This is a genomic window from Paenibacillus sp. E222 (assembly GCF_013401555.1).
In the GTDB taxonomy this organism is placed as follows: Bacteria; Bacillota; Bacilli; order Paenibacillales; family Paenibacillaceae; genus Paenibacillus.
Genome location: NZ_CP058552.1, coordinates 2,181,516 through 2,195,339, shown reverse-complemented (window position 1 = coordinate 2,195,339; position 13,824 = coordinate 2,181,516). Strand labels below are relative to the sequence as shown.

At 47.3% G+C, this 13,824-nt stretch carries 11 protein-coding genes and 1 riboswitch; of the genes, 4 read left to right on the top strand and 7 right to left on the bottom strand.

Annotated features, from left to right (window positions below; translation table 11 throughout):
• Positions 1 to 34 precede the first annotated feature (34 nt).
• A complete protein-coding gene (locus tag HW560_RS09705; RefSeq protein WP_179262910.1) occupies positions 35 to 892 on the top strand; it encodes a DUF4097 family beta strand repeat-containing protein in 858 nt (285 codons plus the stop codon).
• A gap of 162 nt (positions 893 to 1,054) precedes the next feature.
• Here the strand turns inward: HW560_RS09705 and mmuM are convergent, their stop codons facing one another.
• The 7 genes from mmuM to HW560_RS09670 all read right to left on the bottom strand — a co-directional run bounded on the left by mmuM (position 1,055) and on the right by HW560_RS09670 (position 10,026).
• Positions 1,055 to 2,086 carry a homocysteine S-methyltransferase gene (mmuM, locus tag HW560_RS09700; protein WP_179262908.1) on the bottom strand — a complete coding sequence of 344 codons (1,032 nt, stop codon included), beginning with the start codon at positions 2,084 to 2,086 and terminating at the stop codon, positions 1,055 to 1,057.
• Positions 2,064 to 3,476, bottom strand: a complete 1,413-nt coding sequence (mmuP, locus tag HW560_RS09695) for an S-methylmethionine permease (RefSeq protein ID WP_090904612.1) — start codon at positions 3,474 to 3,476, stop codon at positions 2,064 to 2,066. Before mmuP ends, mmuM begins: the two co-directional genes overlap by 23 nt.
• Before the next feature lie 94 nt (positions 3,477 to 3,570).
• A riboswitch (SAM riboswitch) is annotated at positions 3,571 to 3,673 on the bottom strand.
• Between the two features lie 97 nt (positions 3,674 to 3,770).
• Positions 3,771 to 4,973: a Ger(x)C family spore germination protein gene (locus tag HW560_RS09690; RefSeq protein WP_090904611.1), complete on the bottom strand. Its 1,203-nt coding sequence runs from the start codon at positions 4,971 to 4,973 to the stop codon at positions 3,771 to 3,773.
• Positions 4,970 to 6,067: a spore germination protein gene (locus HW560_RS09685; RefSeq protein WP_090904610.1), complete on the bottom strand. Its 1,098-nt coding sequence runs from the start codon at positions 6,065 to 6,067 to the stop codon at positions 4,970 to 4,972. Before HW560_RS09685 ends, HW560_RS09690 begins: the two co-directional genes overlap by 4 nt.
• A 27-nt stretch (positions 6,068 to 6,094) precedes the next feature.
• Positions 6,095 to 7,789 carry a spore germination protein gene (locus tag HW560_RS09680; RefSeq protein WP_179262906.1) on the bottom strand — a complete coding sequence of 565 codons (1,695 nt, stop codon included), beginning with the start codon at positions 7,787 to 7,789 and terminating at the stop codon, positions 6,095 to 6,097.
• Between the two features lie 147 nt (positions 7,790 to 7,936).
• Positions 7,937 to 8,887 (bottom strand): methyl-accepting chemotaxis protein, encoded by a 951-nt coding sequence (locus HW560_RS09675; protein ID WP_373564979.1) that lies wholly within the window; start codon positions 8,885 to 8,887, stop codon positions 7,937 to 7,939.
• Between the two features lie 305 nt (positions 8,888 to 9,192).
• The gene (locus tag HW560_RS09670) at positions 9,193 to 10,026 is read right to left on the bottom strand and encodes a MurR/RpiR family transcriptional regulator (RefSeq protein WP_090904608.1); all 834 of its coding nucleotides are present in this window, start codon (positions 10,024 to 10,026) and stop codon (positions 9,193 to 9,195) included.
• A 204-nt stretch (positions 10,027 to 10,230) separates the two neighbouring features.
• Between HW560_RS09670 and HW560_RS09665 the strand changes: the two genes are divergently transcribed.
• Genes HW560_RS09665 through HW560_RS09655 form a run of 3 tightly spaced genes read left to right on the top strand, consistent with a single transcriptional unit; the run spans position 10,231 to position 13,799 of the window.
• Positions 10,231 to 11,118 (top strand): DUF8171 family membrane protein, encoded by an 888-nt coding sequence (locus tag HW560_RS09665; RefSeq protein ID WP_090904607.1) that lies wholly within the window; start codon positions 10,231 to 10,233, stop codon positions 11,116 to 11,118.
• Positions 11,111 to 12,997 (top strand): ABC transporter ATP-binding protein, encoded by a 1,887-nt coding sequence (locus HW560_RS09660; RefSeq protein WP_179262904.1) that lies wholly within the window; start codon positions 11,111 to 11,113, stop codon positions 12,995 to 12,997. The genes HW560_RS09665 and HW560_RS09660 overlap by 8 nt, the downstream gene beginning before the upstream one ends.
• Positions 12,972 to 13,799 (top strand): energy-coupling factor transporter transmembrane component T family protein, encoded by an 828-nt coding sequence (locus HW560_RS09655; protein ID WP_179262902.1) that lies wholly within the window; start codon positions 12,972 to 12,974, stop codon positions 13,797 to 13,799. The genes HW560_RS09660 and HW560_RS09655 overlap by 26 nt, the downstream gene beginning before the upstream one ends.
• The last annotated feature ends 25 nt before the right edge of the window (positions 13,800 to 13,824 follow it).

Here is a 13,824-nt window from a genome sequence, read left to right as displayed (position 1 = left end):
ACATGAACATATGAAGGATGAAGGAGACAAGAACATGCGAAGAGTATACAAAAAGCTTCTGGTTGCCCTGAGTTCAGTCAGTCTGTTGGCTGCATGCACGAATAACCCCATCACATCACCATCCGAAGGCAGCACTTCACAAGGTGCAGAGTCCGGATGGATGAAGTTGATTAGCAGCAACGCCATAGACAAGGAGCTTGCTGAAGCAAGCCTGCAAGAGGTTTCCAATACACTGATTATTGAAAATTCCGTTGGAAATATTGAGATACGTCGCGGTGAAGACAGCGGGCTTCATGTCCGCACAACCCTTCAGGCATTAAACAATCGTTCTGGTGAATCTACGCTGGAAGAACTCGGCCAGAATGCGGAAGTCTCCTTGATAACCAAAGGGAAGAGGACGTCCGTCCAGCTTCAAGCCAAAGGACAGGATGGAACGGATATATGGTCCTGGGCCAACAAAAATCTGGGGAACTCCCATTTTACTGTTAACTATGTTGTGGAAGTTCCTGCCCAAGTCGCGGAGTATGAGATATCCACCGAGGTAGGCACTATTTCACTCACCGGTCTGAAAGGCAGTTATGATGTATCCAACAATACGGGATCGATTGAACTTGCCGAAGTTGAAGTGGACGGAAAATCATCGATTACATCCGATGCAGGCACTATTCGTCTCGATCTGAACAACCTTGCCGAAGGAAGCCAGCTCAAAGCTTCAACAGAAGTAGGCACGGTCACAGCCATTCTCCCAGCCAACCTTGCATACACGTTGAAAACAGCGACAGATTTGGGGAAAGTCTCGGGTGCGGCGAAAGGAAAAACAGACATTAATGGCGGCGGACCTTTGCTCTCCTTACAGACTTCCTTGGGTTCCATTTCAGTGGAGAACAAATAATTGGATATGCTCAATAGCTGATGGCAATCCGTTTATCTTTAATCCAGCGAAGAGATTCTGGGCTTGAGTCCTTCGAAAAAGACGCAAAAAGAGTCCTCTCAAATCCGTTAACGGATAGAGAGGGCTCTTTCCTGTACAAGATATAACTCACATTTCAGAAAGTCATCTTTGACTCCGCCACTTTTTCGCCAGTTCTTCAATCTGACGTGGCGTAGTGCGGCAACAGCCGCCAATAATTTTCGCACCTGCCGCCACCCACTGCTCTGAAGCATCGCTCATGCTGCCACATATACCGTGACCACTCCATGTCTTCGTTACTGGATCGTATACCTCACCCGAGTTCGGGTATACAATAATCGGTTTATCGCTGGCACGGCTCAGAATACCTACCGCTTCCGTTACCAGTTCCATGGGAGCACAATTCAGCCCAATCGCAGCAATCTGAGGTTCAGCTCCTAACAATTGTGCACACTCTTCCAATGGCGTGCCTTCACTGATCGCTGTCCCGTCTTTTAATGAGAAGGAGAGCCATGCATAGGCGTTCGGAAATTCTTTTAATAAATCGATCAGTACCTGTGCTTCCTGCAAGGATGGGATCGTCTCAAAGGCCAGAATATCCGCCCCTGCTTCCAGCAAGGCTGTGATCCGTGGACGATGAAACGCGCTCAACGTCTCGTCCGAGACACCATAGTGACCGACATACTCCGAGCCATCTGCCAGATATGCGCCGTACGGTCCAACGGATGCAGCAACAATCGGTCTTGGACGAGCCGATGCCCTATTTCCCATGGCAACTGCCGTTTGTTTTTTACCGTTTAAATCATTGCCGGATACATGCTCTGCGGCTTCACCTTGCCCTTCTGCCCAGACATCATCTCGCGCCTGCACAGCCAGCTCCACCGTCTTGCGAATCAGCTCCAGCGACTGCTGCTCTCCGATGCCTCGCTTGCCGAAGCCTTCCACCGTCGCCTGATAACTGGATGTAATCGCACAGTCGGCTCCAGCGCGAAAATAATCTGCATGGACCTGAAGGATCACGTCCGGATTCTCCAGTAACACACGTGCAGACCAGAGCGGATCATCCAGATCACAGCCATGCTGTTCCAGTTCGGTTGCCAGCGCCCCATCCAGAATCATGACCGGATACTCACGCAGAATCTGTTCTATGGGATTAGTCTGTTGTACTTGCGTCATGTACTTGTCCTCTTTTCTTATTCACACGTTCTGTCAGATAATAAACTGCGTAACACACTGCAATGAATGGAACTCCGCAATACAGCGCTATTCGCTGTGTCGGGTCAAAAGCAATGCCTATACATGAAGCCAGGCACAATATAAATGAAATAATCGGTACCGCCGGGTACAGTGGTGTGCGGTAGACCAGATCTTTGACCGCATGTCCTTCCCGGATATACTGTCTGCGGAACATATACTGTGAAGCACTGATGCTCATCCATACCGCAACAACAGCCAGACCTGAAATGGAAACCAGTGTAATATATACGGTACCTGGCGCAATGATACTGGACAGCAAAGCCAGACCGCCCCCAACCATACTGATCAAGAGCGCATTCAGCGGCACACCACGTTTGGTCAATGTGGCAAACCATGGGGAGATCGTCTTTTTATCAGCCAGAGACCAGAGCATCCGTGAAGATGCATACAACCCCGAATTAGCCGCAGACAGAATCGCCGTCAAAATAACAAAGTTCATAATGTCTGCTGCATAGGGTACTCCCACCCGCTCCATGACCGCCACAAACGGACTTTCGAGCACACTCGCATCCGACATCGGAAGCAGTGCCGAGAGAATGACAATTGTTCCGATGAAAAAGATAATTAAACGCCACAGTGTGGTATGGATCGCTTTTGGAATCGTCTTCTCCGGATTCTCTGTTTCCCCGGCAGCAATCCCAATCAATTCGGTACCCGAGAACGCAAAGTTTACGGCAAGCATCGTCATTAGTATCGCAGTAGCCCCATTGGGGAACCAACCCGATGCTGTAATATTGGATAGAAACGGTGCAGGTTCCGAATCTGCCATTGGAATAATACCAAATACGGCTGCGCCCCCAAGAATAATGAAGACTACAATTGTAAGGACTTTAACTGCGGAAAACCAGAACTCCGATTCCGCAAAAAATTTGACAGTCAGCGCGTTGAACAGGAAGATCATAAGCGCAAACAATGCGCTCCAGATCCAAACATTCACTGAAGGGAACCAGCGCTGCATCAACAGCCCGGCCGCTGTAAATTCGGAACCGAGGGCAACCGTCCAGGTTAGCCAATACAACCAGGCTACTGTGTATCCTGTTGCTGGTCCGATGTATTTTGCCGCATAGCTATGAAACGCCCCTGTCTCTGGCATATGAACAGAAAGTTCACCTAAACAGAGCATGACCAGATAGACGACAATCGCTCCGATCAGATAAGACAGAATAGTACCGATCGGTCCTGCCTGCTGGATGGTATAGCCCGAACTTAGAAATAACCCTGTACCGATGACTCCACCGAGTGAGAGCATAACTACATGCCGTGCCTGCATTTTACGCTGAAAATGCCCCGTATCTTTGTTGTTATTCATGCCTGCTCCCCTACTTCTTCATCCAGAAAACAACAAAACAAAAAGACACACTCTTCCTGAAGAGTGCGCCGTTACTGACAAATAAAAACAAACGCTCCTATCTATCAGGCTGTTCACCCGCTGGAATTAGCACAGTATCCTTCAGATCTGTTGCTGAGGTTTCTAAGGGCCAGTCCCTCCACCTCTCTGGATAAGAAAATGATTTTTTATAAATATAGCGATCTATCATGTTTGTGTCAACTATTAAATATCATCATCCACTTTGTAGAGTAAAGAGAATCTTATTCCTTGTGATTAATCCGTCGATGATCCAGAATCTTTAATATTCAGTTTCACATCATAGGTTACGGGAACGTGACTGAATGTTTCATCCCAATCTTTTTTCACTTTTTTCCACACCTTCGGATATTTGATCCTCAGCTCTTCACCAAATCCGGCCACGTCCACCCGATAGGTACGCTGCATTTTATTCATAACCTGCTGTATTTGTTCTTTGATTGTATCCGCAAACTGTATCTCCAATTTACGAATATACTTGTCCGTTGAAGGGATTTCCGGGGAACTCCAATCTTCCATGAGTTGGCCTTCTGATTCAATCTTTACATGAAAAGAGATGTTGTTGCCTTGAACCAGTGGTATGATTTTACTCTTGGTAGACTTGATTTCATAGGTTACCGTATGGCCATTGGGTGGAGCGTATGATTTAACAGCTCCTTGCTGGGCCTTCCCTGTGATCCATGACAATCCTTCGAGTTCAATCTGATTTATAGAGCCGATCCATTTTTTCGTCTCTCCTTTGTAGATCCCTGCCCCTGAGAATTTATGCTCACCCTCGGCTGTAAGGACATTCTGCAACAAAAAGCTTGACCCGGACTGCATTTTCCCGTCAAGCTTCGCAAGAGACACAGGAGGAAGGATCTTGTTGGAACGGTACGAATTCCCTACCACTCCCTTTAAATAAAAGGCCGGAACTTCTCCCGGCTCTATAGAACTAAGAGCTTCGTGAGCTGTTCCATGGCTTACTAAAACCAGACAACTGGGGCGGATATCATTATCACGCAAAATAAAGTCAAGCAGCTGCTCCAAACTATATTTCTTGGACAACTCATGAGAAACAACGATGACCTTTAAATGATGACCAATGAGTGGACGGTCTCTTCTTAGAGCAAACTGACGAAAGATCTGAAACAGGGAATCTCCAGTCAACCTTTCATTCAAAAAAGATTGCCCTTCGGAAGCACCTGTGCCTTTTTGAGTATCCTGTTTGGGGCCGATTCGTGGAACAATCTGTACGGTAGCCGTTAAATTGTTGTTTTTGGGATAATGGCCTCCTTGTTCATTAATACTCTTTTCAAATTTCGATTCCTCAGCCACGTCCAGTCCCACACCCACATAAACGCTTAGATCTTCAATCTCTTTACTGCTCCAACATCCTGAGGTAAACATTAGCAGCAACCCCGATAACCCAATGGTTAATTGTCTTCTGAATCTGCTCAATTGTGTTTCCCTCCTTTTTTTCGGATCATGCTCAACAGTAAAAGTAATAACGGTACGACACCAAACAGATAAATGGACACATTCCCGACCGCATCTCCCAGTTTGAACGTGTCGTTCGCATTATCCGGTAACATAGCAATGATGTAAATGATGGGAAGCAAAATGATCATCCAAGACAGCTGCTTTTTCTTAAACAATTGCGAACATCCGAGAGAAGCGGCATAATGGGTAATGGTAAACGTAGAGAAAATCTGCATAATCCAGATCACCAGCAGCAAGGATTCAAATCGTTCAAAGACCAATCCCTCAATCTCAAAGCTTCGCATCAAGTCAAGTGTTGGCCACGTTCTTGTTTTCATGCCTTCAATGGATAAGCTGCCAATGACCATAACCAAGGTGATGAAATAGATCCCCATAGGAATAAGGATGCCCCAGACCATGGCCTTTTTCCCCTTCTCCGGGTTTTTCATAAAAGCCATAATCACAAACATGATTTCATACCCCGTATACGCCAGTGTCGTAGGTTTAATTCCTTTAACAACAGGCATAATTCCATCTCCCAGCACAGGTCTCAAATTGTTGATCTCAAACAATTCACTGCTCAAAAAAATGGCCAGCACAAAAAGAATAAGCGTAATGGGTAAAATGATCTCATACAAGCGAGCCATGGAGTTGACTCCACCTGTGATGAGATAAAAACCGACCCACATAAACACCATGACAATGGCCCATACCGGGGTGCCCTCCAATAAATATAATCCGGTGACATCAGCCATTACCCTGATCTCAAAAGCAGCGATGATAATGAAATACACGATGATCGTTATTCCCAAAATATAAGCGATCCACTTGCCTGTAATTTCCTCAGTGAACTGGAATACCGTCTTCCCTGGAAATCGTCGGCACAGAGTCACCAGGATTATACCCATCACCATAACTAACAGACCGGACAATATTATTGAAATCCATACGTCAGGCGTACCTGCAGCCGTCACCGTGGTTCGAGGAAGTGTCAGGATTCCTGCCCCCAACATGTAGTTGATGATAAAGGCTGCGGCTTGAACTGTCGTCAGTTGGTCTTGTTTACGATTCATGGTTCACCTCCTGAATATCCGATATGCCTACTTTTTGCGATCAGGGTCTTTGGGATGCATCATACTTGGACGCTTCTTCATCATTCCTAAAGGTGCCCGAATAAAGAAATCTTTCCAATCCGATAAGCTGTAAGGCACAGCCGGAGTGACATAAGGTACTCCAAAGCTTTTTAACCGAACGAGATGACTGCAGAGCAACAAGAAAAACATGACTACCCCAAACAATCCATAGATCGCCGCACTGAACATTCCTACAAAGCGCAATATACGAAGTGTTATCCCGGCACTATATGTAGGGATGGAGAACGAAGAAATCGCAGTGACTGCCACAACAATAACCAGAAACGGGCTGACAATTCCGGCCTGTACTGCGGCATCCCCAATAATCAGACCACCTACGATACCCATTGCGGGTCCAATTGGCTTGGGTAGACGAATGCCTGCTTCCCGCAAAATTTCAATCGAGGTCTCCATAATCAGCGCCTCAATAACAGACGGGAAAGGCACACCTTGTCTGGTTTGAATAATGGTTAAAGCTAGCTTGGTCGGAATAAGACCCGGATGGAATGAGATAAAGGAGATATACAAAGCAGGTGCTAGCAGTGCAATCGTAGCAGCCAAGAAACGAAGCATACGCAGAAATGTCCCCGGAATCCAGCGCTCGTAATAATCTTCGGGAGATTGAAGCAGCATGCTAAAAGTCGATGGCACTATTAATGCAAATGGTGTCCCATCCAGTAAAATAGCTACACGCCCTTCTAACAACCCACTGACTACGCGGTCGGGCCTCTCTGTATTCTGTACCTGTTGGAAGGGGCTAAGCTCATCATCTTCAATCAGTTGCTCCACATATCCGGATTCCAGCATGATATCCATATCCAGGTCCTGCACTCGTTTTTCCACCTCAGCGACAAGGTCGGCATTGGCAATGTCCTCAATATACGCAATAACCAGTTCCCTTTTCACCCTGGTACCCACCTGGTGTTTGGTCATAAACAAGGCATTGTTGCCTCCGAATTGCCGCAATATTCCGGTATTATCGCTTAACCGCTCGGTAAAACCGATCCTTGGCCCGCGAAGCAATGCCTCCGAGACCGGCTCTTCCAGACTGCGGCTTTTCCCCTTGGCTGAACCAACAATAAAAGCTCCGGAAATACCTTCAATAAGCAGAGCATTTTTACCATGAAGCACTGCTTGTGCTGCTTCTTGCAGTGTCTCGACTTCCAGTAGTTCACCAACCGGTAAAAGACTACGCCTGACGTAAGCTCTGAGTTCATTTTCTTCTATCGGTTCTTCAAATATATTCTGCTCTGTGTTGGGGACCCCCCTAATCATTAGAGGCGTGAAGATGTGAGTATCTAACCGATCATGATCGACCAATCCTTCCACATAGATAACAGCCGCTGGGGTATTCGTTCCTCTTATAGCAAACTCCCGTATACATACGTCTGAATTTTGACCAAATGTAGTTTTTACACTAATCAGATCCTTAGCATAATCCCCGGTAAGTCGAATATTTGCGTAACTTCCTGTCTCTTCATTAGAAGAAGTTTTGGACGATTCCTCCTGATTGGAATGAACATTATTTGAAAAGGTTCCTTTTTTTAAGGATGATCGCAACCACTGGTATCCTTTCATACACAATATCGGCACCAAAAATAATAAAAAGGCCTGTGCCCAAATAGGCCAGTCCGGCAAATAAGAAAGTATTTTTGACCACATCCGGCTCACCCCATTATCTAGACTTCCTTGGTATCACTGAGTATTGTTTCCTTGATTGCTCACAATAATTCCCGTTTTTTGAACAACAAAAAAGCAGATGCCTCTATTGGCACCCGCTTCCCTACAGAGTTATGGAGTTTATCATATCTATACGATTTTGGTTACGTGTTGCGCCTTCGCATCCAGTAAATGTGCAGACGCCGCAATGGTTGTAAAATCATTCAACGCCACCTCAATTTGCTGCTGACTTCGCTCCACGTAACCTTCAACCTCCTGTGTCCCGCCAGAGATGTTCGTAATTTCTTTGGTGATCCCATTCACACTATCCCGAATCTCATTAATGGAATTTTCGACCATGGCCGAAAGTTTCCGTACTTCCTTGGCTACAACATCGAACCCGCGACCATATTCGCCTGCATGAGCTGCTTCAATCGCAGCGTTCAGGGCCAGAAGCTGGGTCTGCGACGCAATTTCGCGAATCGTTTTGACAACTCCCTGGATAGAACGAGCCTGTTCTTGCAAGTGATTCAGTGTCGCTCGATTGTGGGCGGAAACTTCAGATATATACGTGATACTGGACATCAACTCACGGCTTCGCTCAATACCGATATCGGCATGTTCGTTCAAATCATGTGACATCGTCTTCAGTTCATTAACTACAGCTGAAATATTGTTCTGACGGGTCGTGATGTTTGTCGCTATTTTGGACACACCTAGTATGTTCTGGTTCATTTCATCATAGACAGGCATATATGTTGCCTCAAGCCATACGGGATTTCCCTTTGCATCTTTGCGTTCAACCTTGTCCTGGAAGCTGGTACCGTTAAAAATACTGCTCCAAAACGCATTATAGTCAGGGCTTTTCACGAATTCATCGAAACAAAATTGCTCATGCTGCATACCATACATCTCGCCTACCGTATAACCCATCGTCTGGGCAAAGACTTCATTTACATACGTAACCCGTCGCTCCATATCGAATCGAATGATAGCCAGACTTTTCTCCATGGCCTTAATGACCAACGCATCGGTGACAACATCTTTTTTTTCCATATCTACTATAGGCAAAGCGATCCCCACTCCCTGACTTCTTCCCATGATTAAACCGTTCTCATTCTGGCAGTTCCTGCTGTATTGCAATTATGTATCCAACTGAATAGAGACGACTCTATTATTGTATACTCCAATTGCAGTCAATTGGATCACTCCCAAATCAATTTTTAACAATGCGGTTACGGTTTGCCTTTTTATACCCAATAAACTAACCGTCTAAACATTATTTTTCATGAGGAAATTCTAACACAAAAAGAGGCGGAGTAACCGCCCCTAATTATGGTATAACCTTCCATACCTCTGATGTTATCTGTAGTCGTTTCTGTGCATTAAGCTGCTCTGTTCATCTATCAGCCTCGCGGCAATTTGTCTGCATATCGACTGCGCAGATCAGCGAGTCGTTCCAGCTTGGACAGCGCATGCTCCTTCTGCCTCAAACCCACCGCCAGTACCAGTTGTTCCATCAACAGGAGTGGAGTAACCATGGAATGAAATTCGCCAAGCTCCCCTCTGCTAACGTAAAAAGATAACTCCGTCGCCAAGCCATACAACAGGTCTTCCCGATCTGTTACAAGTACGGCTTTGCTGCCTGTATCTCTGGCATAATCCAAAATGACCTCTGCCTCAGGCAAGAGCCTTGTAAAGCACATCAGCAGCACAACATCCTCCCGCTGCATGTGCATCAGTGATTCCAATAATTCATGACCACCTCCGGCGAGGTGGATGACGGTCAATCCGAATCGGGATAGCCGAAAGGACAATAATTCCGCCAAACCAGCGGAAGGTCCTGGAGCATATACATATACTCTTCGTGCTTCTGCAAGGATGGCTGCTGCGTGCTCCAGATCTCCATGCTTCATATGAGACAACGTCTCCTGCAAATGGCTGACGGAGGCCTCCAGTAACTGAACGGGAAGGCTGTCCGTATCCATACGGGATATGGTTTTATTTAATTTGAGCGCAGGTGTAGTGTCTTCGGATGTACGAAGCCGGATTTTGAACGCTTTGGCATTATCATATCCAACCGCCCGCCAGAAACGAGATACGGTCGCAATACTGACCCCCAGCCTGTCGGCAATCTCTTGTTCTGTCATGAACAGAATCTCTTCCGGATTGCGTTCAACAAAATCAGCAATTTTCAGATGGCCTGGAGACAGCTGTTCTTTATGAGTAAACAAATTCATTCCGTATGCACTCCTTTTCTCGCTCTGCACTCAGTATATCAGTTGAGAGAATAAGAAGTGGTTTATGTTTGTAATATTTTTTTCATCAATTTTAGATTATGTAATAAAAATTACATTTGATTTACAAATGTCTTCTTTCCCGTTAATACTCCGCCCCTAGACTGTGGCTATGATGATCACCAACTTTCAGGGAGGTATGTAACGATGAAGAAGATGACTGAGCGTTATACGCTGACGTCTTCACAGAAAATGATGGTGTTTGTGCTTTCCATGTCACTGTACGGCTTGTCCAACATGTTCACAGAGCTTATTCCCAAGCTCCAACTTGGACCGATTGAATTGTCTGTTGAGTACTTTGCCTTCATTCCGTTGACACTTTGCATTTTGTTCCACCCCATGATTGCTGCCCTTGGTGCGGCTCTTGGTGAAGTGATCTTCGGTGAGCTGATGCTGGGGCAATTCGGCGGACTGGGCGAGCTGGAGAAATTCATTACCTTTTCCTTTGCCATGTATGTCGCAGGGCGTATGGTCAGTGATCCTCGCAACCGCAGACAGGTCGGAATCGCAGCCATGACGGGAGTCGTCATTCATCAGTTCCTCAGTTCACTGGTGGATATCGGTAAAGTGTGGATTGGTGTAGAGCAGCTGGAAGCTGTCCCTGGCCTTGCGGAAAGTGTTGTACTGATCGAAGGGGTTGGCTTTCTGAATGACGTACTGTTCTCAGGCATCCTGTTCGCTCTGCTGCCTACGCTGTATCTCGTACCTCTGCTCTATGGCAAAATTGAACCCCTGCTCGGCATCAAACCTCGTAATCCAGGGATGAAATATGAAGGAATCGGCTTCTTCCGTCCGAAACTGATCCTGATTGGTGTGCTGCTGCTTGCACTTGCCTTTGGAGCGGAATCCCTGTCCGAAATGGATATCAACTTCGCTGTTTGGGAGACGGACTATGCAGATCAATATGGTTCGGCATCAATCTGGATTAGTATCGGAGCTGCCGCACTGGTTGCCGTGGTGACATTACTGGTCATGCGTGCTAAACGGAGCAAAAACAAAACGGTACCTGGTACGGAGAACAGCCCTTATGCATAATGAAATGTCCACACCATCTTCTGTTACCCCATCGGATTCTGCCATTTCCATTCAAAATGTCATCTTTACGTATCCTGGCTCGGAAGAGCCTGTCCTGAACGGAGCTTCGCTTGAACTCCCACGAGGCAGTTTTACAGCCATTATTGGGGGCAACGGCTGCGGCAAATCCACCCTGTGCAAGTTGTTCAATGGCCTTATTCCTCAATTCTACACAGGAGACTTCTCCGGTGAAGTTAATGTACTTGGCATGTCTGCCGAAGGCCGAAGTGTTGCAGACCTGTCCAGAAAGATCGGTTACGTCTATCAGGATTTCGACAACCAGCTCGTACGGCCCACCGTCTTGGACGAGGCTTGCTTTGCACCACTCAATTACGGACTGCCCAACTATCGGGAGCTCGGTGAACGCGCACTTGCCATGTGTGGGCTGGATGCCATTCATAACCGATTCATCTGGGAATTGAGTGGTGGGCAAAAACATCTGCTCGCTCTGGCCGGAGCTCTGTCGCTCGACCCGGATATCCTGATCGTGGATGAACCTGTCTCACAGCTTGACCCGCAGCATGCGAGACTCATCTATGAGTGCCTTTCCAGATTGAATATGGAATATGGTAAGACGATTATCGTCATCGAACACCATACTGAATTTATCGCTGACTTTTGCGCAGATGTGGTACTGATGGACAAAGGCCGGGTCTTGTGGAATCTTCCTGTTAGGGAAGGCTTGAATCGCATTACTGATCTGGAGCAGCTGGGCATTCAACCTCCTGAGGTGACACGTGCCTCTATCCAGGCTGCGGAGTTAACGCAGGGAATAAAAACAAATGCGGACCCGTCAAGTTCAGGACAACGCTTCCCAATTACGGTGGAAGAAGCAAACGTTTATTTTGCCGACAATTACCTATCCATTCCATCCGTTTCTTTGCAAAATAAACCTTCATCCGATTCGAACTTGGCACGCGACGTTCCCAATCAGTTGGTGAATTCCGAGCGCCTAACGATTGCTTCTGCGGCTGAACCGTTGATCCCTATTGTACAGTTTCATCAAACCCGACTGCGTTACAGAGGACTGGGCAAAAAAGAACATGAAGTCATTCGTGGTGTTAATATTTCACTCCATGAAGGAGAACGGATTGCCTTGATTGGCAACAATGGTGCCGGCAAATCCTCCTTACTGAAGCTGATGGCTGGTATTAGCCTGCCTCAGGAAGGCACCGTCAGTGTTCTGGGTGAAGTTACGCACCGTTCCTCTTTGGAGCAGCTGGCGGGTAAAGTCGCCTATATTTTTCAGAACTCTTCTGAAATGTTTATCGAGGACAGTGTTCGCAAAGAAGTTGCGTATTTCCTGAAGAACCGTCGCATCCCGGATGCTGACCAGCAAGTTGCACATGTACTGGATCGTTTTCGACTTACTCCGCTGCAAGAGCGGGATGCCCGGCTTCTCAGTGGTGGACAACAGCGACGCGTCACACTCGCCATCGGGGCAGCCATGAAACCTTCTCTTATGCTGCTGGATGAGCCCACCGCCAATCTGGACCTTGCCACTCGCGAGGAACTGATAGGTGTTCTGGATGAGCTGGACCAACATGTGCGAACAACCGTGATTGCCACGCATGACATGCAGCTGGTTACCCAGTGGGCCAGTCGGGTTATCGTGCTTCACCATGGTCAGGTGGAAGCAGACGGCACACCTGCTGACGTGTTTGCGGATGAATCCCTTCTGCGCCGCTCCGGACTTGCGCTTACACAGATCATGGAGCTCTCCCATCGAATGGGACTGCCGACACTTTCACCGACAACCGAGGCTTTTGTTGATAACCTGTTGACTCAATCACTCACCAAGGAGGATATGCATCATGCAGCTTGTCCGCAACTGGTTTGACAAAATATCCATTGAACGCATTCAGCTTGAGCTGATGAATACTGTATATGGCAGCGGGCATGCCAGCCTGTCGCGGATTGATCCTCGTGTCATGCTGATCTGGTATCTCTTTTTTGCCATCGTTCCCTGGTTTGTTCATAACGGGACTGTGCTGCTCGGCATGTTTCTGTTGATGGTGACTACCACCATACTGTCCAGAGCCGCTCCTTTTATCATTATCATTCTTTGCCTGGGGTTGATCGGTCAGGTCGGGTGGATGTTTATCATCTCACTGTTCTTCGGTGGCAATCTGGAATCTGCATTGCCCCTGCTGCTGCTTACCCTGAAGCTGTCGATTGTCTCGCTGGCGAGTATCACCGTCTTTTCGGGCATGGACCCGGAACGGATTGGCGATGGGTTGCTTGCGCTCGGCATGCCTGCGACGTTCTCCTTCAGCCTCTCTTATGCTTACCGCATATTGCCGGTGTTGTTCGGTGAATTCCGCAACATCATGCTGTCCTACAGACTGCGGGGTCAGGTTCCCTCCCGGCACGGATGGCTCTACTGGCGGCTCGTTGTCTACTATATGAAGCTATTCGTCGTGTCCTTCTTCCCGCTCATGCTGGCTACCGCCAAACGTTCTCGCACAACGGTGGAAGCACTGGAGACACGCGGTTTCTCGTACGGCATGAAGCATCCTGAGTCCAAACGCCTGAAGCTCGCCCATCTGAAAATCACCTCACGTGACCTCGGATTTCTCGCCGGATCGGCAATCTATGTTGCACTGTTATTCTGGCTCGGCGGGTATTACGAGATTCTGTAATTCAAAATAAAATGCAGTAACTATT